We start from the raw sequence: 19,777 nt of genomic DNA, 5'->3' as shown, positions 1-19,777 counted from the left end.
CCGAAACCTCATCGAAAAGTGGTTTCACACCTTCAAAATGCGCATCGACCGCTTTCATCACTCGTAGGTGGGCAGCCGGGCCAGCGTCCGCCGGTGACTTGAACAGTTCATGCATTACTATAACCAGCAGCAACCGCATCAATCGCTCAACAATCGAACTCCAGCTGAGGAGGTCCTAAACTAGACAGTTCCTGAATTGGTATTATTCTAGAATTATAATATTTGAGCCGCTCTAGATATAATATACAATATATCGGCCAGCATACTTATTATATATGGCGAGCATATTTGTAATCGGATGTCTGGTGAAAAAGGTCCTCGGTTACCAAAACGGCGTACTATCTTAAAATCGATTGGTGCTTCCCTCGCTGCGGGGAGTGCTTCAGGAATCGCTAATGCACAGCCTGCATCTGAAGTCCAGTACAATCAATCCAAGATCGAGAAGCACCTCGGTGCCGCAGAAGACACAGTGAAGCTACTATCAGACTTTAATTTGATTCAGGAGCCCACGTACGAGTCATTTCCGACCCAGACTCATGTGTCACTGGGCGAACAGCATCGCCGTGGTGAAGGGACGACAGTCATCGCCCAGAAAGAGGAACTCCGACATCGAGTGCAAACATCTCTTCCAGTTGATGACGGAACGCTAACGCTTTTTGCTGAGCTAGAATCAGAGAAAAGTTATGCTATCTATCGATTTGATAATAAATCGGAAAGATATCTGCTCACTCCCGAAATAGATGGAAATATTGTTGAGCTTTCACGTAATCAGGTTACGCAGGCAGCCTCCACCTGTACTGATGAGCAGTGTGACCTGACTTCGTGTATTAAAGAAGTCGAACGATGTCTTCCCGTGGTTGGCTGCTATATCGACCCACAGTGTGTCTGTGGGTGTTAACGGAAATAACATCACCAATCGATCATTATACAATTATTACAGAACCCGCTGACTATACCAGTAGAGCTACTGGAACCATATAGTGACTGGTACCTCAGGAAACAGAGGACCTCTGTCTTCGAGTGGGTCCAGACTGGATCTTAATATGGGGAGTAAACGAATACTACTGCTCGGGACCGCATTTATCGTAGTTTTCACACTTGGTGTCCTCGCGGCTGCACTTGCATCTACTCCGATTTCATCGTACGAAGTCTCTTCACCAGATCATGGGGCATCCGGGATCTCATTCGGTATGCTCCTGTTTCTGTTACTTAGCTCTCTTCTCCAATTGTTTGGGCTCGATGCCGAAATTACGGCTCGTTCAGCTGACTCGACCAGCACACTTATCTCACTATTTCCCCCTCTGAAAATGAGCATAGTCGTGCTGGGGGTGATTTTGATACTCGGGCTAGTTAAAAAACACCGGCCAGCGAGAGTGTTATTTCAGTTAAGATCTCACTTCGAGCGCCCCACTCACCAAAGTAGCACAATAACCGAAGAGACAGGCAAAACACGACAAAGCTGGCCACCGGATACACCAGAAAGCGAAGTGTACAGTACTTGGCTTACGATGACAAAAGAAATCGATGTAAATCATCCTCATTCTCGGACTCCAAAAGAATGGGCTCAGGCTGCGGACACCAGCGATATTGATCCTGAAATGGTCGATGAAATGACTGCGATATTCAGAGCGAGGCGCTACGGAAAGGCTGTTGAAGAAACCAACCACCAGCGACGCGCGAATCAGATCCGTCAAGAGATACGCGACAGAAATAAATGAGCCGTACGCTTGTCAGCCGACTACTGGTCATCACTGGATTTCTCTTCGCCAGTGTAGGGTTCTTCGTCTTGTATCGAACGCCTGTCGTCCCCGTGGCCCAGTGGCCATGGGATGATAATCTAGTCGTTGCTGGCTTCACTGCCATCGCATTCTCCGTGGCCTTACTTCTCATTCCAGTCGTGATATGGGACGAATCCGATGAAGAGTCAGCCACATCACTAACGAGTCCTGAAACAGTACCGTCGACACCAACGCCGGGTGATGAGATAGAACAAGCCCTGCACGGTCGGTGGTTGACACTGTTACCTCCCGACGAGCGAACGCATCTTCGCCGCCAACTGCGACAGACAGCGATTCGAATTATCGCTACACAAACCAACAGTTCTGCAGAGATAGCACAAAAGCGGCTAGAACGAGGAACATGGACTGATGACTCAGTGGCTGCTGCCTTCTTCCGTACTGACTCGAGACAAGCGAACTGGTCTCTGCAGTCGCTGCGTACACGAGTGCATTTTAGACGACAGGCGCGACGGACCGCACGAATACTACTCGAGTATGATTCTGAAGAGGAGCCAGAACAATGAGAAGGCGACGGACGAAGCGCTGGGCTGTCGCACCGATAGCGGTACTAATTACGAGTGCAGTCGGTGTTTTGTTCGGCAATTCTACGGCTGTCCTACTTGGTATTCCCGCAGTCGCCTTCGCAGCCTACTCACATCTCACGGCACCACCTCAACTGTCTCTCGCTCTAGAGCGGTCGATTGAGACGGATGATCCCCGCCCCGATGAGGCAGTCGAGATCTCAGTCACGCTTCGAAATATGGGCAAACAGACAGTTACCGATCTCCGTGTTATCGATGGCATCCCGAAACTGCTCCCGGTTCGAAACGGTTCTGCACGACATATCGCAGTACTTGGCCCTGGTAAACAGACGACATTCTCGTACACTGTAACAGGAAAGTCAGGTGTTCATCAGTTTGAACCGGCGACTGTCGTTGCATATAACCAGAGCAAGAGTCTCCGCACGACTACGACGATCACGACAGAGACGGAGCTGGACTGCCGTGGACCGAATCAAACACCGGTAGCCAATTGGGTTACTCGACAGTTCCCTGGTTCAGTTCGAACAGCTGATAGCGGGAGCGGAACGGAATTTTCAAAACTCCGCCCCTATCGTCCTGGTGATCCAGTTAGTCGAATCGATTGGAAGCGGTACGCTCGCTCAGGTGAGCTGGCGACAATCAGTTTTCACGAGGACTATTCACGCACACTTACGCTCTGTCTCGACGCCCGTAACCAGTGTTACCGGTCGTGTGGTGATGACGAACCACATGCGGTTCTGTCCGAACGGAGCGCAGCGCGGACGCTACTTGAGTCGATGTCTGCCTCCAACGAGCGTATTGGCCTCGCAGTCCTGACTACTGACTGTACATGGGTCGCTCCGAATACAGGTGCTGCGCACACCGAGATGATACAGCGAACCCTCGATGACCCAGCAACTCTCCCACTAGATCCACCCACTGACAGGACTACACAGATGTCCGTGGAACAACAGTTACAGAAACTCCGTCAGCACCTTGATCGAGGAACCGGAGTCATCTTTCTTTCACCGTTACTCGATGAACCTGCACTCGAAGTTCCACTTACACTCGAAGCAAATGGCCATCCTGTGACCGTTATCTCACCCGATGTTACAGCAAGAGGGTCAACTGGAACGGCACTCGCCAGTCGACGTCGCGATCTACGAATTCAGGTTCTTCGTCAAGCAGGTGTTTCAATCGTTGATTGGTTACCCAAGAGACCACTCGCAACGATACTCCAACGGAGAGGTGCCCGATGAAGATTCCAGATTCTCCCCCGGATACCTATCCATCACTCGTTAGCTCCATTCTTGCACTCGTTACGGCAGTGAGTGGCTCTTTTCTCGGCGCTGTCGGAACTGTACAGATGGCACCACTACTGCTAGCAGTTCCCGGGCTTACAATCAGTATCGGAGGTAGTGTGCTTCGACAGGCTGCGTATCGGCGAACCGGAACAGCACTTGCCGTGAGTGGATTCGCATGGTGTTGCATGGCGCTGCTCGGCGCAATCGCGCTGGGACTACCCTTACTGACGCTACTGCCGCTTCTTGCGACTGGTGTTGGACTACTGATGATTACTTGTAATCTGTTTCCATGCTTCTGTACAGGCAGGCAGTCGTTGGTACTGTTCGGACTTGCCGCGATATTCTTCGGCGTACTTGGAAATACCATAATTGGTAATCTGCCAGTTTGGCGGGCGGCAACCGCGATGTCGTTACTATTTTTCGCATGGAATATGGCATCAGAAGCGCTGAGTCTTGGTAATCATGGTGGATATCCCAGTAAAACAACTCAGGTAGAACTGAGGAATGCCGTATCGAGCGGCCTTACTGCAAGTATTGCAATCGGAATGACTGTTGGTGTCTCCCGAATTTCGATTGCTCGTGGCTCTGTAGTCGGCTTAGCACTCATACTAGTCGGACTGCTCTCGTTCGTATTACTGCTGTACTACCTCCCCTATACCGGGTCGTCATAACTCAAGATATCTATACAAAACTATTCGATATATTAACAAATATTTCAATATAGTATTATCTATTTATAAAATAAAATAATTTATAAACGCTGGAATAGAGTTATAGCTGTATGGCAAAACCATTGATTGAAAAAATACAGAGTCCAGAATATACAGGTGAAGACCGTTGCTTAGCTTGTACAGTGGTCAATCTCGTCATTGCATTAGCTATCAGCTTGGTAGCTTCACGAAGATCTAAGCGAGTCAGTGCAGCTGTGTTCACAGCAGCAACTGTACTGATCTATCTCCGCGGATATATCATTCCTGGAACGCCAACGCTCACAAAACAGTATCTTCCAGCCGCAGTTTTGGAGTGGTTTGGAAAAGACCCGAAACCACCGTCGCAGACTGGACTCGGAGCGGTCAACAGTTATGAAACTGGCAACCGCTCGGGAACCTCAAAGGCTGCTACGAACAGCCAGGCCAATGAGACAGCCGACGGAATTCCCGAAAAGAACAGCGAAGATGCTACCGATATCGATACGATTGACGAGATCAATCCAGAGACGCTTCTGCTGGAGAATAATATTCTCGTTCCATGTGAACAACAGGACGATCTCTGCCTCGACGAAGACTTTCGTCAGCGATGGCAGGCTATGATAGCAGAGGTTAACGATAATGAACTGTCTGCGTCGGACGCTGTCAACATTTTTGGGCTCGAAGATGTAGCTGAGTACAATATCAAAACCTTCGATGATGGGCAAGTGCTCGAGGCTGATGGACGCCGAGTCGGGCAATGGCCATCAGAGACCGCTCTTGTCGCGGATATTGCTGCCGCCCGGATCGCCACAAACGATATCTCAAACTGGGAGCGATTATCACCAAATGCAAAAGGACAGTCACTAAACGCGCTACGGCTCTTTCTCGAAACGTGTCCGACTGGTAATGGGGATGTCGAGTTAGATACGGAGACTGTCGAATCTTGTTGCCAATCATATGACGTTGTGGCCGCACGTTGTGCCGAGACTGGCGACCGGCTCTTCGAACACCCAGTAGACGACATACCCTCAGCCTGAAACAATCAGTTGGTATCGTACTTTCTGACGACACTGTGAATCGGACAGCCGCCCAGCAGCGGCTGCTGCCGCTGCATACGAAAATACGGCTCTGGTGAAACCCTCAGTAGTTGATACGAATGCTGTGCTGCATACAGGGCGCGCCTTCGGCACGTTCGGAAGTCGCGGACATGAGTTAGTTGTGCATGATTTCGACAATATTAATCAAGAGTGAATCCTACCGTATGGCATGATCCCCCTCCAGATGTTCGGAATCAACCCACTAGGGAGTTTAGTGCTGGCAATCGTCGTCCCAGTCGTGATCATTGCCTTCGGGACGTACGCGGGAGTTCTCATGGCGCTGCAATCGTTCTTCGATGAGTCGTCGTGGCAGGACGTCTCGACCGCTGAGGAGGAGTGAAATGTTCGCCCGTCATCCACTCCTAGTTCAGTGAGCGCAGTCATATGATCCCGGTAGTTGATGAGAGAGACATGCTCTCTATTCAGCACGACTATTGAAATGTACCGCCCGATGAGGGCTTCAACAAGACCATGGATTGCTGTCGGGACGTGTCCGGGCCCGCCCCGCACCCATCGGGGCGCACAAAATCGCTGTCTGAGATAGCCGGTTAGGCGTCGTCGCCGTCGAATAACTATTCGTGGGCGTCCGAATTGATGACGGTCGCGACACCCTCGACGTCGGTCAGTCCGTATTCCTCCCGAAGCAAATCGTGAATATCGTTCGCGATGATTGTCGCTTCGTCGGGGACCGCTGGCTCGTCCGAATGAGCCGGGATATGGTCGGGTCCGATACCGTGGACTTCGATGTACAGTCGTTCGTCACTCATCGCCGTCACCCCGGCGGAGCTTTCGAGCGCGCAACCGAAGTTTGTCCTGGACGTGTGTCCGGTCTTGATGCGTCGTCTCGTAGGCGAGATATGCTTGTATCGTCTCGATGGAGTCCATACAGCGAATCCCAGCGAGAATCAGCTGGAGCTGGTCGCTCGACAGAAGTCGCTCGGGTGGCAGTTCCTCCAGAACCGCGGCGCCGGTATCCCCGCTCATAACCGCATCTCCTGTTGATCCTACGTAGCGACCGTTTTGGCGATAGCGTCAACAACGGTCCGAACCTGCTGTCGGAGTGGTGCTTGCTCAGCAATGCCGGCGTCCAACTGTGTCCGGAGTTCCAAGATATCCGGCACGGTGAGACTATCTGATTGCCGGGCGACAACCCGCAGAACCGCTGCTTCGAGGCCGGTCTCTGCAGACTGTCGCGTGCGAACGACCGTCGTAACCGACTCGACAGATACCTTCCGCTGATCGGAACACGATTCAGTGGGCCGCCAATGTTGAGGCTTCTTTCGAGACAGCCTCTCACCCACATGAGGGTCATAAAATCAGTGTTGACCCCCCTATAGGTATCAGAGACGTAGTTGGAGAGTTCGAGCGGGATCGAATTGAACAGATTGAGAATCGGATTACGTCTCGTGCGATGGTTACGTTCCCTGATGCCTAGGATATGAGGGCAGCGAATACAATTCAGCCAGAGTCACTTGTCTCTCGGAGAACGTCCGTGAACTCGAAGCACGCACCGCCAGCATCGCTCTGCTTCACCTCGCACGACCACCCATACACGCCGGCCAGTTCGCGAATGAACGCCAGCCCCAACCCTGTACCCCCGGTGTCGGCCGCAGTCGTATAGCCGGCCTCGAAAACGACCTCTCGGTCCTCGGGCGGGATGCCGACACCGTCATCACTCACGTAGAACCCGGTCGGAAGGTCACCGACTGCGATAGTGACATCTTTTCCGCCGTGCTCAACCGCGTTCTCGAACAAATTCCGAAAGAGGTGCCGGAGATACGTTTCATCAGCCCGTATCTCGACATCCGCTGTGATATCCAGCGTCGCGTCGGGAGCGTCTATCTCGTCCCATGCGTCCCGTGCCGTGTCCGCGAGCACAACCAACTCGTTCTTAGAGACCGCTTCACTCCGGCGTGTCAGCACCAACATGACGTCGATCATGTCCTCAATGCGGTCGAACGCCTCCGCGACGTACTCAACGGCGGCCGGATCTGCCTCGGCTGACAGTTGCTGGCTGTAGATCTGCCCAATCGTCACGGGGTTCCGGAGTTCGTGCGCCAGCATGCTCGCGAAGCTGTCCAAGCGTTCGTTCTGTTCGTGGAGTTTCCGTTCACGCTCGTTGCGTTTGGTCACGTCGCGGACAACGCCGACAAAATCGAGGGCCCTCCCGTCGTCTTCCGAGAGCGGAGCGAGTGTCGCTTCGGCTTCGATCCGCTCCCCTGCTGCAGTTTTCAACGTCGCCTCGTAGGTTCTCGGCCCATTATCGTCTGTTGCTAACGCGCGTCGCAGCTCCGCTTTCGGTGTCTCCATTTCGTCGATAAACCGCTCCGTCTGCGAGCCGAGGAGGTCCTCACGGCTGTGGCCGACCATGTCGGCATACGCCTGGTTGACCAAGGTGAAGCGATTCTCGCGGTCAGATACGAAAATACCGTCGCTGACGGTCTCGACGATGGTTTCATAGCGTTCGTTTTCGTGCTGTTTCTCCTCGGCATTTCGCGCCCGGGTTTTTGCCTTCGCGTCGTGAACGCCCATGATGAGGCCGGCGACGCTGGCGAGTGCCGTGAGGATGAACACGTTCACGATGACGTTTGTGAGGGTGGCGACAAACATGATAAAGAGGAGGATACCGAGTATTACCCCGACAGCGCCGATACACCACCGCGCGACTGTTGCGAAGAGGTCGGGCCGGATGTCTGTCCGTGGCAACCAGTAGCCCGCCATGAGGAGGATGAGTGCGGGCCCGCCGACGGTCACACCGGCGACGAAATCGGTGCCGGGATCAAGAACGACCCCCGGAACGAACGGCCACCCGATCGCGAACGCGAGGTAGATTCCTCCGAGGGCCAGCAGACTCCCCCGCCCGTCGACTCGCGTAATCGCCCGCGCCAGGTACCCCATTGACCTATCCAAGAAGAGAATCCCGTATTATTGTTGTGACATCCTCCCCGTCGTAAACGACGGGGCTTCCCACACGGTGGGAATGCCAGTCAGTCGTCGCTGGCAGTGGGTTTCGACTCTCGAAGCGTTGTGAGTGTCATCTGCGAGGGTGTCTCGCTCTGCTCACACTGAGTCGTGGCGGTGTCACAACCGCTCCCGTCCTGTGGCGAGTCATCGCCTGCCTGTTTCCACGGCAGGCTCTCTCCCCACGGGTCTACGCGACGTGCAATGTTCGCACTCGCGTTAATATCCGCTTGGAACGTCGATACGTGGCACTCCGGGTTCTTGCACTTAAACTCGGCTTGCCGAGGCCGATACCCGATGTGCTTGCACGAGTGGCACGTCTTCGAGGTGTACTGCGGGTGGACGTATCGAACCGGAATACCCACGTCTTTGCTTTGTCCTCGATACGTCCTTGCAACCGAGCGAAGGCCCACGAATAAAGGCGACGGTTCATGTACTTCCCGTAGTCCAGAGACTCGCGGATGTACGCCAAGTCCTCCATCACGATGACGGGATTCCCTCCTTGCAGGAAGATGGTAACTAGATGAGGTATTTCTTCGTTCACCAGTAGCTCCAGCTATATCGATCCGACGACCGCAGAATCGCGGCTCCACGTTTTCACCGCATATTGCAAGCTACTTCACTAAACACAATGGCGATATTGATACGTAAAGTATTATAACCCCGACAGTCACCTGTTCGTGAGATGCCACAAAAAGAGAATCCCCTTTGGCTATCACGCCGTGGTGTGCTGTCGTCGTTTGCGGGAACAGGCATCGCCACCATATTCGGGGCGACTGCGTCGAACTACGGGGCCACCAGCGTAGCCGCTACTGACCCGATTGACGACATTCCACTTGGTACCTTTGAGTCGACGCTCGACCAGTGGCAGACTGACAGCGATATCACGTTGTCGCGGGTTGCGCGACACGCCCGTCCGCTTGCCGTCTCCGAAGGCGAATATGCCCTTGACGTCACTGTTGACGGCGCCCCCACTCCCACAATTTCGCGGCCGATCACCGAGCTCAACCTTGCGGCACACCCGTACTTCGTCGCCGACGTCGTGCCGGGTCGAATCGGCGGAACCAACGCGCCAATCGCTTTCCAATTCCGGCTCTATCGGCCGACGGATGTACTCGATGATTGGTCGACGCGGGAACTGGTCGCCGAGTCCGACCCGGTGACAGTTCCGCAGACCGTTCCGGGGCAGATATACTGGGACGCGAGCGACATCGAACCCGAACTCCTTGATGTGGGTTCCTGGCTTGAGATCGGCTGGATACCAGCCGACCGCGATTCCGATTCGTCGGACGAAGCGTTCGCGTACCGCGGGGGAGTCGTCTTCGATGCCATCCGTGCGACCGCCTCGGTTACCCCTGTGGGGAGCGCCTATCTTTCGACTATGATGCGAGACCTCCAGTTCGACCACGGCGTCTACGACCGGACCGAGGTCAGAGACGAGTTCGACACCGGGGAGGCGGGCACGTTCATCTTCGACGACGGCACGACCGTGCCGTATCGATTCGAAGTCCTCGCCGCAGACCGATTCCTGCTCACGGTCGCAGATACGGAGATCAAATTCGGTGGAGGGTGGGACTGATGGTCAAGCGCTCAACGTCGGCAACGACCATTACGCTGATTCCCGGTCACAGCGAGAACAGCACGGAGGGTGGCGACGACCTCAACAGTGCGATGCCCGACTACAACGGCAAGTGTCTCGATGCCTGGTTCGTCGCTGACGCAGTGACCGACCTTCCCGACGACCTGCAAACAGTTCGCGAGATGCGTAAACATCTCCCGGAGTATGACGAGGGGCTCCGACAGTACCGGCTTGCGAACCAGATTGAGCTTTCCTTCTCCACGCCTGACGGCCGAAACGTCACGGGGCCGAGCATCACCCTCGAAACGAACGCGAACGAGAAGCCGTCGTACGTCGCCGTCGAGGGGGAAGAATCCGAGGAGAACGTTATCAGGGACATCATCGAGCGCGACGATCTCGACTGGTTCGACGGCAAAAGTAAGCTTCGGGCCGACGTGACGAACAAACGCTTCGAGAGCGACGCTGTACGCGAAAACGTGAACGGCATCGAGGGTGTGCGCGCGTCCGTCCTCTTTGGGGGGAGCGATACGTACATCGAGATTCTGCGCAAGAAATTCTACGAACTCGGTCCAACCGAGTTCCTCGAGACAACGGGCATGGATGTGGAGGTGGTGCCCGCGTTTATCGTCCAACCGCCGACGATGTACACGTTCCTCGAACTCGCAGTGATGGCCGATGGAACGAAACTCGCCCGCGTCTGGGACGTGAGCCGGTATCCCAAACACTACCTCTACGTCGACGAGCGAAAACGTGACGAGACTGATTTCGAGGAAGGCAGTAGGCTCTCGGGCGGCGAATGGCGGCAAAACGAGAACGCAAACGAGCGGTTCGGCCAGTGGGCTCTCGAGGAACAGGATCTCCGGTCGCCGTTCTCCCCACATACTCGGTCGGGCTACGAACAGTACGTCGACCACGTCACATCATTCGGGCCCTATCCGGCGATGACCTACGGCGAGGACGGTGAGGAACTGACGGCGGCAGCTGTGGCGTCCCACCTGCCGCCGCTGTTCCCCTGGTGAGCTGCCGTTCGCCCTGTTCCGTTTTCTCACCGAGGAGTCCGTAAGACGGGTGTTTAAAATCTCAATATGATGAGTTCACCTTGATAAGTTGGCTATGGTCTTAACGCTCTCCAAGGGTTCACCCTCGAACACTTCACCCGAGGCCTGCGCAAGGCGATGCTCGGCGGCGATAGTATCAGTGTCGTTGGTTGCTTCATCTTGTGCCTCTTCGTCAACTGTCTACTGGTTAATACTCATGCTGAGCCTCTCACCCGCCAGAGGCGCACAAAATCAGGGAGTGGTTCGTAATTGCTTACGTCCGGTTGACGGCGACTATCCCTTCCCGGTACTCGATACGACTTCGTTCACGTTCGGAGCGATAGGCGAGCGTCTGACCGTTCTCGTACTCGACGACAATCGCATCTTCGAGGTCCATAGCCGTCGCGTGGCCGCCGTCGGCAGCAAAGACCGGGTCCATCGGTTCCCCGTCTAATGGATTCTGGCCAGTTCCCGACGTCGGCCAGACGCCCGTTGTCTGCCAGTACCGTCGGATCCACTCTAAACTCTCCCGCACGGTCGCTCGAATCGAGAGCTGATCCGCGTTGCCGTAGCCATACGGCATAAAATACTGGCCTTTCAGAGCCGCTAGGTGGATCCCGTTCCAGTCTACGCCGACGATATCGGCTGGTGGTTCACCCGTAACACGTGGCTGTGTGAGATCCTGAATCACCTCATGTTGCTTGGGTGGGCTCGCGCCCAGCAGATGGACTCGACGATCGCGCCAGTCCACGATGTTCGTGTATTCCTCGGCTGTCTTGTCGGAATATCCCATCGGGTATCCCAGAGCGAGGTCGTCGCCAATCGCAGAAATCGCTTCTCGACACTTCGGAACGATGATGATCTCCGTCCCAGGAAACGTCCCTTTCAATTCTCTCGACACCCGATTGTATCGCCGGGCTTCCTCGCAGTCGTACGCATCGCCCAGCATTCCCACGGACGGTTCATACTGCTCAAAGCGCTCGATGTAGCGGTCCAAATCAGGATTTCGAAAATCGTTGTCCAGAATCTCGATTGGGACATCGACGTTCCGCAGCGACGACTGATAGGAATAGTCCTCACGAACACCGACTGTAAATCCCAGCGCATAAGCGTCGATGACGAACGGTTCTCGATGCAGGAATCCGACGTACTCAACTTGTTTTGCATCGTCGATAGCTGTCGCTGACCAAGAGTGTCGTGCGTCTGTTGCCATGACGAACCGAGCGCGTGTCAGGCGCGCTCAGCTGGTCAGCGCACCACAAATCACTCGTCGCCGTACTCCAACCGAGACACAGGCACGGTCTCACAGCTCAGCTGGTTGCTCTCCGTTGTCCTCATTGTGTCCAGAATGATCAGTACAGGGAAAGCACTTCACAATCGAAAGATAATATCAAGACATGAAACGAAGAGAATTAATCCTCAGTACTATTGCGATAGGGTCTGGATTGGCAGGTTGCACTTCTACAGAGGATGATATGCCACAGATGACTTCCACCACGAGTCTCTCAAATAGTGTCTGCGATAAATTGAACAATCAAGCGGAGATCAATAAGCAATCAGAGAATGTGATTACAATTAATGGTACTATTGGTTACGTTGATGAGGGACTTGTGCTAGACTCATCGCTATATGGGCCATCTGAGGAACAATCGATTATCTGTCGTATCTATACAGGCGAGCCGAAAAATGAAGAAAACACAGTTGCGTGCTCTGGCGGTGTGGAATACACTACCGAGATACGCTATGAAAATATGGAACTTTCAGAACTTATTGTACTCCATGATACTGAGAAGGAGTCATTGGTGGTATCTACCTTTGACCTCTAAGGCATCATAGAACGGTCCACACACCGCTGGTGCAGAAGGTCTCCGAGTGGTATATATGCAGGTCTACTGAATGATCAATTCTCCCCCTGTCGGTCGAAATCAATACTGTGTAGAGTTCTGTCTGACACTTTCACAAACAGCTAACGCTCTCCGTAGAAACACACCACTGCTTCCGCTGAAAAACACGGAACAGTGGAGGTGCGTTTTCATTCGAAACGAGGTGTGGTGTCACAAAAGTCGCAACTATAGATATTTGCAGTGACCAGCGAGAGATAGCCCTCGTGGCTTAATTCTCAATAGCGTCGATGAGCTCAGCCGCCGTACTCGAAATCCGATCTAGTCGATCTCGAACCGTCGTTGGCGCGTCTTCGTCCCACGCCGCCAGATAGAACGCCGAGTTGTCCGGATCCAAGCCGAAGTGCCGACTGACGATGTAGGCCACCGCTTCGGCTTCGACCTCCAACCGCGATTTCTCCTCGCCGGGTTCACGCTCGAAGTGCATGATCGCGTGAGCAAACTCGTGGATGAGCGTACTCGCAAGATCCGCCCGGTTTGTCCGGCCGACCACCTCCACGACCGGGTTTGTCGTCGTTGGACTCCGTCGTTCACACACCCCGTGTGCCGAGCCGTGCTCCCATTCATCGGGAGCAACGATAGTCGCATCAACGCCGATGGCGTCAGTCGCAGTCAACAGTTCTTCGACGAGCCCATTTGCATCACCATACGCTTCGGTTTCGAGTCGGGCAACGGCTCGCCCTCGGTCTGAGAGATATCGAACACCGACGTCGGCCGAAAGCCGACCAGTCCTCGGGACCATTCATCAGGATCGGTCTCGTCGTACTCACACTCCGTGTTTGCGTGATAGGACGGCGAGTTGCCACACTCAGGACATTTGTTGGTGATGATGGGTGCCCAGATCCAGATCGCGTCTTCCCCTTGCTGGACGTGTCGGTCGAACTCTGCTTACCACGTATTGTACCCAGCGACCTTGGTTGCGTTGGGGCACTGCAACTGGATGAGCAGCGTGTTCCGGGCCGAGTAATCGTGGAACGTCGACTGGACTTCGAGCCACTGCTGGAACTGCTCGCTGGCCTGGGCCTCGTCGGTCAGCTCGGCAAGGTCCTCAACCCACGCATCGAGTTGGTCACGCATGTCGTCGGCTCGGGTGTCTGAATCGTCGAAGGAGTGCGTGGTTTGCTGGCTAGACGTCTCTGCGTCAGGAAGGTCGGTTTGGATCGTCGCCATTGGTATCTATCGGAACGCACTCTCGGGTACGCCCCCGCACCTCCTCCGGGGGGCAGAAAATCATGCTGTAGTGCTGTATGAGCGGTGAGTGACTGCGAATCGATGAAGAGCGAACGCTCAGTGCGGACTACAACTGATCGAGAGACTACCTAGACGTATAGCAGAAGAATCAGAAATCTCTGCGGAGCAACTCGGTCCAACTTGAGACAGGTCAGGGCCAATTAGGCGGGAGTTCGTCTGCGTGATTTTCGATCAGATCAAGGAGTGGTTCGATCTCGTCGTACCGAGGCCCCTTCGAAACCTCGCCGGTCTCGCGATGCCATTCGATATAGCCCGCCTCAGCCAATTTTGGGAGATGAGTATGAATCAGCTGGAGCTGCGAATCGTCTGTGCTGTCTGCGCCGCGAAACACGAAGTCAGACTCGTGTTTCGGTGCGACCATGAACTGACAAATCCCCTCCAACATCGGGGAATGACACGGTGCCTCACAGATTCAGGGCGATGGACTTAGATTTTAGAGGGGTAAATGTGGCATAGATCTAATAGGATTTTATCCAACATTCGAGGATGAGAGAAAAAGTGGCATTATCTCGAATCGAACGAACACAATTAGCGAGAAGCTTTTTAGTGGCACTCTTGCAGTATTGTATATGACTGAAGAGCGTCTTCGTAACAATCTCCAACTTCTCGGTCTTTCGTCTAAGGAAATCGATACATATCTGACGATTCTTGACCACGGTGAAGCCAAGGTCAGCGAGATTATCGCTGACTCCGAGGTGTCTCAGCGGTACGTCTACCAGATGTGTGAACAACTCGACGAGCGCGGCCTCGTCTTCCTCAACGACCACGTCAGACCATCGATGGTCCGGGCACAGGACCCCGAGAGCGTTGTCGAGGGGATCAACAAGCAACTCGACGAGGTCAAAGCGGACGTCACGGAGCAACTGGCGAATCAGAAGCCCGCCGAACTCGAAGTAGAGCTGATAAAGTCTAGACAGACGATCATCAAGCGCTGGAAGCGGTTCATCGACCGCGCGACGGAGGAAGTATTTATCTGCATGCCGGCGGCCAAGTTCGAGCGATTTGAATCGGAATTGGCCGCTGCCGTCGACCGCGATGCTACCGTGTACGTTCTGCTGACCGAACCCGGACTCAACGAGTTCGACCGTGGCTCACTCGTCGGTCGTGCGAGTATCGTTCGAACGTGGGACGCCGAGCCGCGTCCGCTCTTAACGGTCGACAACGAAATTATGATCCACGACGAGCCGAAACTGTTCATCGACGAGGGGGCCGAGGGGAGCGCCGTCTCGCTCACGCGCTCCTCCGTGGCCGGCAACCTCTTCAGTACCTACCTGAGTAATTACTGGCGAATCGCAGACCAAGAGTATCTCTGTGAACCTGACGAATTGCCCAAGTCGTATCCGCAACTCCGTAATGCGCTGGTACACGCGACACTCCACAAACGGGCGGGCAACGACCTGACCGCGACGATTCGTGCACAGCACACAACTACAGGCGAACTCACCGAGATGCACGAAGTTCCCATCGTGGAGATTCGGCAGGGGCTAATCGAGCCGTTCACCAACACGTTTCCCGTCGAGAACGGTCTCAGCGTCTCCTACGACGGCGAGGTGGTGACGGTCGGCGGGATTGACGCGATCGTCGAAGATTACGAAGCGCTGGACATCACGCTCGACGTCGCCGAGTGAGCGGCTCCCGTCTGGGTAGACGAGTACCGCCGTCGCGAGTTACTCCGTGATTTCGAAGTCGTCGAAGGCCACTCTACTCTTTACACCCACGTTGTGTGAGGTGACGAACATTCCGGCGTCTTGCACCTCGGCCGCAGAGGAAACGTCGACGGTACCAATCTCGGTGAACGTCGACCCGCCATCGACGCTCGCCAGTCCAGTAAACGTCGTACCCTCCTTTTCGAGTCGAAGGTGCGTCGGGAAGCTGTAGGAGACGTTCGACCCGGTGAAACTGTCGACCCGACCGCTCGCGTCGGTATCGACGTGCATGAACGGCCCGAGCAGCGGTGAGGTCGCCAGCAACAGGTAACCGGGGGACTCGCTGGCTCCGGTGATGTCGTTTCGAACCATGATGCCCGCTTTGGCGAACGAGTTCGTGTTCTCCTGGTCGAGAATCTCCGCCGTGACCGTGCCGCTCTCACCGAGTCCGTCGTCCACGTAGATGGTCCCGTACTCGTCGGCGTACGTCTCTATATCCTCACCAGCGGCGTTGATAAGGAGTCTGTCGTCGATACGGCCGAACTCGGCAGGCGCGGACGCGAACGTCGAATACTGTTCGGGAAGTTCGGCGGCGTACGGGTCCTCAATACTAATGGTCTGTGCTGGCAGTGCGCCGTCGAGTGACCGCCCGACGGTGATTTCATACTCACCGGGTTCGTCGAAGGTGAGGCTGAAACTGTCCGTCTCTTGTGTCGAGGAGAACCGAACGAGGATAGTGTCCACCTGCTCGCCGTTGGCGTAGACGTTCAACTCCTCGCCGCCAATAAACTGGCCGGTGTGAGAGCCAGTTATCTCCACCTCGAAGGGGAAGGTCACGTAGGTCTGTTCCGGGACGGAGATAGTATCGTATTGCTGTTCGGGTCGCTCGTACTCGGGGAGTTCGGCTCGCTCGCGGCCACGAGCCTTCCGGAGACGGACCGCCTGCCCGCCGCTGGCCACGGCTGACGCCAGCAGCGTCGTGCTCGGGTCGACGATGGCCTCGTCGATTCGGACGTCAGTCGGCTCTCCGTCGAGTGATGCGTCGATGCCGTCGCTGTACATCTCCGCGACGTATTTTGGCCCACGAGGAACGTTCGAACAGTTCGCTGGCGCGCCATTTTCGTTCGCCCGCTCATTCCCTCGTCCCGGTGCGAGGAAATCGAGTGGCACGTCGAGCGCACGCCCGCGTTCGCCGGTCATCGTGCCAACGAACCACTCCTCGCCCGACTGTCGAGCCGTAACGGTGTATTCGCCGATCTCAGCGTCGACGACCGTCGTATCGTCCCAGTCGCCGGCCGGTATCGCTTCGAGGAAGTCGAACTCGGGCTCCGTGTCAAAGTTCTCGTTCTCGGGGGTGTAGCCGGCATATTCGCTCGGGATCGGTGACGTCTCGCCCTGTTCGGTGACAGCGACCGTATTGAGGTTGAACCCGCCAACGTCGCCGGTGAAAGAGTCGCCGGAGTCGTCGTAGTGCAATTCGACGGCGACGGTGTTTTTGCCTTCGGTGAGTTCGACCGAGGTGGTGAACACCTGCCAATCGTCCCAGTACTCGGTAAAGGGAAGTTCGATGGCTTCCGACGAGTCGTTCACTCGAAGGGTCGCTCCGGTCCGTCCGGCCTCGACAACCCGACTCGCGTTCTGCTCGGCGTCGCTCGCATAGCGCAGATGGAGGTCGTATATCCCGTCGGCAGGGACATCCGTAACCGAAAAGGACACTGACGCACCGGACGGGACGCGACTCGGGTCAACCGCGACGTAGTTAGTACCGAAGGCGTCCCGCCAGTTGTCGGCCGTAATCATCCCGTCAAGGTCCCCAGCCGCAGCCTGGACGAGTTCACCAACACCCAGTTCGGGGTTGACGTACGCCTCGACACGATCGGCAGCCATCTGCATCCCGGCATTGTAGGTCGGATACATGGCAAGTTGCTTCGCGCGCGTCGTCTGAATGCGCCCACCGGTGTCGTCGTTAAACGTGATGTCGAAGATGCCGGGTTGGAAGCTCGTCGGGCCGGCCAGCATCCGCGTGAACGGCAACTCAACGTGATGGTCGGGGCCGAGGTCGGACGCGAGGGCGTTGAACCCGTCAAACTCCTGTGCTTTCACCGTCTCGGTGGCCGCCAGGTTCGGGTAGGTCCGGCGCTTGCCGGTGGGTTTGTCCGCTTCGTGGCGTTCAAGCAGTTGGCGGTTACCCGCCGCCTCACGGGCGACTAATTCGTGGTGGTTGACCGCTATCTGACAGTGGTGGTTGATGGTCGGCGAGTTGTCGCTGCTCTCGTGGATCAGGCCCGCGTCGGAGACGTAACCGTTCTTGATGGTACGGATGTGGTTTTCCTCGTAGTATTGGAAGATGTCGTCGTCCAGAATTTGCTCCTCATAGTTGTCAAGGTTCCCACCGGTCTCATTGTGAGCGGTCATCTCCACCGCCGGGTCAAGCGACTGGCCGTAGTCCGTGACCTCGGTCAGGCTGAAATCGGGATAGGACTGGTCGAAGTCCATCGTCGCTCCGGATCCGGGGTAGCTATCCCACCCCTCGTTCCACCCTTCAACGAGGACGCTGTCGACGCCGTTTCGGCTGGCGAAGGACATGTAGCGTTTCATCCGCTCGGTTCGTGCACCGTGGATGTACGCCGCCGGATCGTTCCCGTTGGCCTCGATGTCGGCGTCGGGTTTGTACTCCCACTTAGCGTTGCCCGCGATCATCGTCCACCAGATGCCGACGTACTTCCGCGGCGTAATCCAACTCGTGTCGGGTTCGCCGGCAACGGTAGGTAACACCGACTCGTCAAGGTCGTCGTTGAGCAGCGGAATCAGCGACGACTCGGCGAGCTCACCGGGCGTCTGTGTCACCTGTATCGTCCGCCACGGCGTCACCGTTGGCGCTTCGGTGGCGACCTTCGTCCCATCGGGCAGAGGAGCGAGTTCGGCGGTGAAGTCGGTCCCGCCGTCCTCGGACTGCGGTGCGAGCGACATGGTCGCGTAGTCCGTGAGGTCTGCCTCGTGAACGCTCAGATACGCGTCCTCGCCGGCTTTGACGGTGAACGGCGTATGCGCCCCGTTCTGAATCGTGTTCCCGTTCGGCCGAATCGTTCGGGTTCCGGCAGAGACGTCGCTAAGGACGGTCTCCTCATACTCCTGTTCGAAGCGGGGGTTGACGAACTCGTTTTGAATCCACCACGCCGTGTAATCGTCCGCGAAGTTGAACTGCGTGTTCTCCGAAGTGATGACGGTCTTGTCGCTGTTGGCAGCGAAATCGTCGTCGAAGGCGAACCGAAAGCCGAGACCATCGTCGAACACGCGAAGTTCGAGGTTCGCCGACCGGTTCGGACTCCCTGTCTCTTCGAGACTGAGACGCAGGTAATTGAACTCCTCGGCGACGCTGTCATACTGGTCCCAAATGGGATCCCACCGCTCCGTTTCGGTGCCGTTTTCGCTTCCGGTGACGGTGACGGCGGCACCGGTGGACCCATCAGACGCCACGCCGAAGGTCGACTGGTTCTGAAAGTCGAATCCGAGCGACGACGCGTCGACGTAGGTCGACCCGTCGAACGCCATCGCGTACGTCGGCCGGCCGTCAACGAGGTCCACCGTCACTTCGATGCTCCCGTCTGGAGACGTAACCGTCTGCACGTCGCCGTCGTTGCCGTTCTCGATCTGGCCGGAGACAGCCTCGGGTACGTCTACCGTGTACGCCGCGGCGGCTATCAGTCCGCTTATTCCACCTAAGAAGTCCCGCCGGCCGAGCGCTGTGGTCTTTCGTCCGTCCTTCTCTGCTCCTGCCTTCCCCGTACTGCCTGAGTCACGCGGCATGTACACAACAATTAATGGAGGACATAAATAATAGTTTCTGTACTTCTATTACAGAAGTTCTAGGCAGATTCGAGACGGCTGCTGGATAATGGGTTTGAGATGACTATTTCGGATAGTATCGGACGAGACCTGTCCGAGCGCGCCAACGTCGCCCGATACGCTGAGTAAAGACGGTGTGTCGATAGATATTCGCCGATTCGCATAGA

The 19,777-nt window shown here is 55.7% G+C and carries 17 protein-coding genes and 3 pseudogenes; 12 read left to right on the top strand and 8 right to left on the bottom strand.

Annotated elements, in window-relative coordinates; all coding sequences use genetic code 11:
• From E4S61_RS17115 to E4S61_RS25525, 8 genes and pseudogenes are all read left to right on the top strand, one after another.
• Positions 1 to 184: pseudogene (locus E4S61_RS17115) on the top strand (integrase core domain-containing protein); the annotation flags it as partial.
• Between the two features lie 114 nt (positions 185 to 298).
• On the top strand, positions 299 to 898 hold the full coding sequence (locus tag E4S61_RS17110; protein ID WP_135305167.1) for a hypothetical protein: 600 nt from the start codon (positions 299 to 301) through the stop codon (positions 896 to 898).
• A gap of 409 nt (positions 899 to 1,307) precedes the next feature.
• Positions 1,308 to 1,718 carry a hypothetical protein gene (locus E4S61_RS17105; RefSeq protein ID WP_135305166.1) on the top strand — a complete coding sequence of 137 codons (411 nt, stop codon included), beginning with the start codon at positions 1,308 to 1,310 and terminating at the stop codon, positions 1,716 to 1,718.
• On the top strand, positions 1,715 to 2,302 hold the full coding sequence (locus E4S61_RS26990; RefSeq protein WP_449405164.1) for a DUF7269 family protein: 588 nt from the start codon (positions 1,715 to 1,717) through the stop codon (positions 2,300 to 2,302). Before E4S61_RS17105 ends, E4S61_RS26990 begins: the two co-directional genes overlap by 4 nt.
• Positions 2,299 to 3,558, top strand: coding sequence for a DUF58 domain-containing protein (locus E4S61_RS26740; protein WP_135305165.1), 1,260 nt, complete (start codon positions 2,299 to 2,301; stop codon positions 3,556 to 3,558). The genes E4S61_RS26990 and E4S61_RS26740 overlap by 4 nt, the downstream gene beginning before the upstream one ends.
• On the top strand, positions 3,555 to 4,274 hold the full coding sequence (locus tag E4S61_RS17095) for a DUF7519 family protein (RefSeq protein ID WP_135305164.1): 720 nt from the start codon (positions 3,555 to 3,557) through the stop codon (positions 4,272 to 4,274). The genes E4S61_RS26740 and E4S61_RS17095 overlap by 4 nt, the downstream gene beginning before the upstream one ends.
• A gap of 110 nt (positions 4,275 to 4,384) precedes the next feature.
• Positions 4,385 to 5,329, top strand: a complete 945-nt coding sequence (locus E4S61_RS17090; protein WP_135305163.1) for a hypothetical protein — start codon at positions 4,385 to 4,387, stop codon at positions 5,327 to 5,329.
• 229 nt (positions 5,330 to 5,558) lie between these two features.
• Complete coding sequence (locus E4S61_RS25525) at positions 5,559 to 5,729, top strand: hypothetical protein (protein WP_167768547.1); 171 nt, start codon at positions 5,559 to 5,561, stop codon at positions 5,727 to 5,729.
• Positions 5,730 to 5,961: 232 nt separating this feature from the next.
• Here the strand turns inward: E4S61_RS25525 and E4S61_RS17085 are convergent, their stop codons facing one another.
• The 4 genes and pseudogenes from E4S61_RS17085 to E4S61_RS17070 all read right to left on the bottom strand — a co-directional run.
• Positions 5,962 to 6,156, bottom strand: coding sequence for a hypothetical protein (locus E4S61_RS17085; RefSeq protein WP_135305162.1), 195 nt, complete (start codon positions 6,154 to 6,156; stop codon positions 5,962 to 5,964).
• Positions 6,149 to 6,373, bottom strand: a complete 225-nt coding sequence (locus E4S61_RS17080; protein ID WP_135305161.1) for a hypothetical protein — start codon at positions 6,371 to 6,373, stop codon at positions 6,149 to 6,151. Before E4S61_RS17080 ends, E4S61_RS17085 begins: the two co-directional genes overlap by 8 nt.
• A 474-nt stretch (positions 6,374 to 6,847) precedes the next feature.
• Positions 6,848 to 8,287 carry a PAS domain S-box protein gene (locus E4S61_RS17075; RefSeq protein WP_135305160.1) on the bottom strand — a complete coding sequence of 480 codons (1,440 nt, stop codon included), beginning with the start codon at positions 8,285 to 8,287 and terminating at the stop codon, positions 6,848 to 6,850.
• An 89-nt stretch (positions 8,288 to 8,376) separates the two neighbouring features.
• A pseudogene (locus E4S61_RS17070) lies at positions 8,377 to 8,846 on the bottom strand (IS200/IS605 family accessory protein TnpB-related protein); the annotation flags it as partial.
• Positions 8,847 to 9,035: 189 nt separating this feature from the next.
• Between E4S61_RS17070 and E4S61_RS17065 the strand changes: the two are divergent.
• Both E4S61_RS17065 and E4S61_RS17060 read left to right on the top strand, forming a co-directional pair.
• Entirely contained in the window at positions 9,036 to 9,929 is an 894-nt protein-coding gene (locus E4S61_RS17065; RefSeq protein ID WP_209309534.1) for a hypothetical protein, read from the top strand.
• Entirely contained in the window at positions 9,929 to 10,948 is a 1,020-nt protein-coding gene (locus tag E4S61_RS17060) for a hypothetical protein (protein WP_135305159.1), read from the top strand. Before E4S61_RS17065 ends, E4S61_RS17060 begins: the two co-directional genes overlap by 1 nt.
• A 292-nt stretch (positions 10,949 to 11,240) precedes the next feature.
• On the opposite strand, the gene E4S61_RS17055 is transcribed toward E4S61_RS17060, so the two are convergent.
• The gene (locus tag E4S61_RS17055; RefSeq protein ID WP_135305158.1) at positions 11,241 to 12,179 is read right to left on the bottom strand and encodes a DUF6610 family protein; all 939 of its coding nucleotides are present in this window, start codon (positions 12,177 to 12,179) and stop codon (positions 11,241 to 11,243) included.
• A gap of 184 nt (positions 12,180 to 12,363) precedes the next feature.
• Here E4S61_RS17055 and E4S61_RS17050 point away from each other — a divergent pair, with 184 nt between their 5' ends.
• Positions 12,364 to 12,792 (top strand): hypothetical protein, encoded by a 429-nt coding sequence (locus tag E4S61_RS17050; RefSeq protein WP_135305157.1) that lies wholly within the window; start codon positions 12,364 to 12,366, stop codon positions 12,790 to 12,792.
• A gap of 286 nt (positions 12,793 to 13,078) precedes the next feature.
• Here E4S61_RS17050 and E4S61_RS17045 read toward each other — a convergent pair.
• Both E4S61_RS17045 and E4S61_RS26985 read right to left on the bottom strand, forming a co-directional pair.
• Positions 13,079 to 14,037: pseudogene (locus E4S61_RS17045) on the bottom strand (ImmA/IrrE family metallo-endopeptidase).
• 211 nt (positions 14,038 to 14,248) lie between these two features.
• Positions 14,249 to 14,479 carry a DUF7344 domain-containing protein gene (locus E4S61_RS26985; RefSeq protein WP_449405163.1) on the bottom strand — a complete coding sequence of 77 codons (231 nt, stop codon included), beginning with the start codon at positions 14,477 to 14,479 and terminating at the stop codon, positions 14,249 to 14,251.
• A gap of 208 nt (positions 14,480 to 14,687) precedes the next feature.
• Between E4S61_RS26985 and E4S61_RS17035 the strand changes: the two genes are divergently transcribed.
• Positions 14,688 to 15,746 carry a TrmB family transcriptional regulator gene (locus tag E4S61_RS17035; protein ID WP_135305155.1) on the top strand — a complete coding sequence of 353 codons (1,059 nt, stop codon included), beginning with the start codon at positions 14,688 to 14,690 and terminating at the stop codon, positions 15,744 to 15,746.
• Positions 15,747 to 15,785: 39 nt separating this feature from the next.
• On the opposite strand, the gene E4S61_RS17030 is transcribed toward E4S61_RS17035, so the two are convergent.
• Positions 15,786 to 19,571 (bottom strand): glycoside hydrolase family 97 catalytic domain-containing protein, encoded by a 3,786-nt coding sequence (locus E4S61_RS17030; protein WP_245180801.1) that lies wholly within the window; start codon positions 19,569 to 19,571, stop codon positions 15,786 to 15,788.
• Positions 19,572 to 19,777: the final 206 nt, after the last annotated feature.

Origin of the sequence: Haloarcula amylovorans (genome assembly GCF_004681185.1) — an archaeon.
Classification (GTDB): domain Archaea; phylum Halobacteriota; class Halobacteria; order Halobacteriales; family Haloarculaceae; genus Haloarcula; species Haloarcula amylovorans.
This window is presented reverse-complemented; position numbering and strand designations above follow the sequence as displayed.

Excerpts from the sequence above, each read along its gene's own strand:
- E4S61_RS17110 (WP_135305167.1), top strand. The coding sequence starts at position 299 with ATGTCTGGTGAAAAAGGTCCTCGGTTACCAAAACGGCGTACTATCTTA.
- E4S61_RS17105 (WP_135305166.1), top strand. The coding sequence starts at position 1,308 with ATGAGCATAGTCGTGCTGGGGGTGATTTTGATACTCGGGCTAGTTAAA.
- E4S61_RS26990 (WP_449405164.1), top strand. The coding sequence starts at position 1,715 with ATGAGCCGTACGCTTGTCAGCCGACTACTGGTCATCACTGGATTTCTC.
- E4S61_RS26740 (WP_135305165.1), top strand. The coding sequence starts at position 2,299 with ATGAGAAGGCGACGGACGAAGCGCTGGGCTGTCGCACCGATAGCGGTA.
- E4S61_RS17095 (WP_135305164.1), top strand. The coding sequence starts at position 3,555 with ATGAAGATTCCAGATTCTCCCCCGGATACCTATCCATCACTCGTTAGC.
- E4S61_RS17090 (WP_135305163.1), top strand. The coding sequence starts at position 4,385 with ATGGCAAAACCATTGATTGAAAAAATACAGAGTCCAGAATATACAGGT.
- E4S61_RS25525 (WP_167768547.1), top strand. The coding sequence starts at position 5,559 with ATGATCCCCCTCCAGATGTTCGGAATCAACCCACTAGGGAGTTTAGTG.
- E4S61_RS17085 (WP_135305162.1), bottom strand. The coding sequence starts at position 6,156 with ATGAGTGACGAACGACTGTACATCGAAGTCCACGGTATCGGACCCGAC.
- E4S61_RS17080 (WP_135305161.1), bottom strand. The coding sequence starts at position 6,373 with ATGAGCGGGGATACCGGCGCCGCGGTTCTGGAGGAACTGCCACCCGAG.
- E4S61_RS17075 (WP_135305160.1), bottom strand. The coding sequence starts at position 8,287 with ATGGGGTACCTGGCGCGGGCGATTACGCGAGTCGACGGGCGGGGGAGT.
- E4S61_RS17065 (WP_209309534.1), top strand. The coding sequence starts at position 9,036 with ATGCCACAAAAAGAGAATCCCCTTTGGCTATCACGCCGTGGTGTGCTG.
- E4S61_RS17060 (WP_135305159.1), top strand. The coding sequence starts at position 9,929 with ATGGTCAAGCGCTCAACGTCGGCAACGACCATTACGCTGATTCCCGGT.
- E4S61_RS17055 (WP_135305158.1), bottom strand. The coding sequence starts at position 12,179 with ATGGCAACAGACGCACGACACTCTTGGTCAGCGACAGCTATCGACGAT.
- E4S61_RS17050 (WP_135305157.1), top strand. The coding sequence starts at position 12,364 with ATGAAACGAAGAGAATTAATCCTCAGTACTATTGCGATAGGGTCTGGA.
- E4S61_RS26985 (WP_449405163.1), bottom strand. The coding sequence starts at position 14,479 with ATGGTCGCACCGAAACACGAGTCTGACTTCGTGTTTCGCGGCGCAGAC.
- E4S61_RS17035 (WP_135305155.1), top strand. The coding sequence starts at position 14,688 with ATGACTGAAGAGCGTCTTCGTAACAATCTCCAACTTCTCGGTCTTTCG.
- E4S61_RS17030 (WP_245180801.1), bottom strand. The coding sequence starts at position 19,571 with ATGCCGCGTGACTCAGGCAGTACGGGGAAGGCAGGAGCAGAGAAGGAC.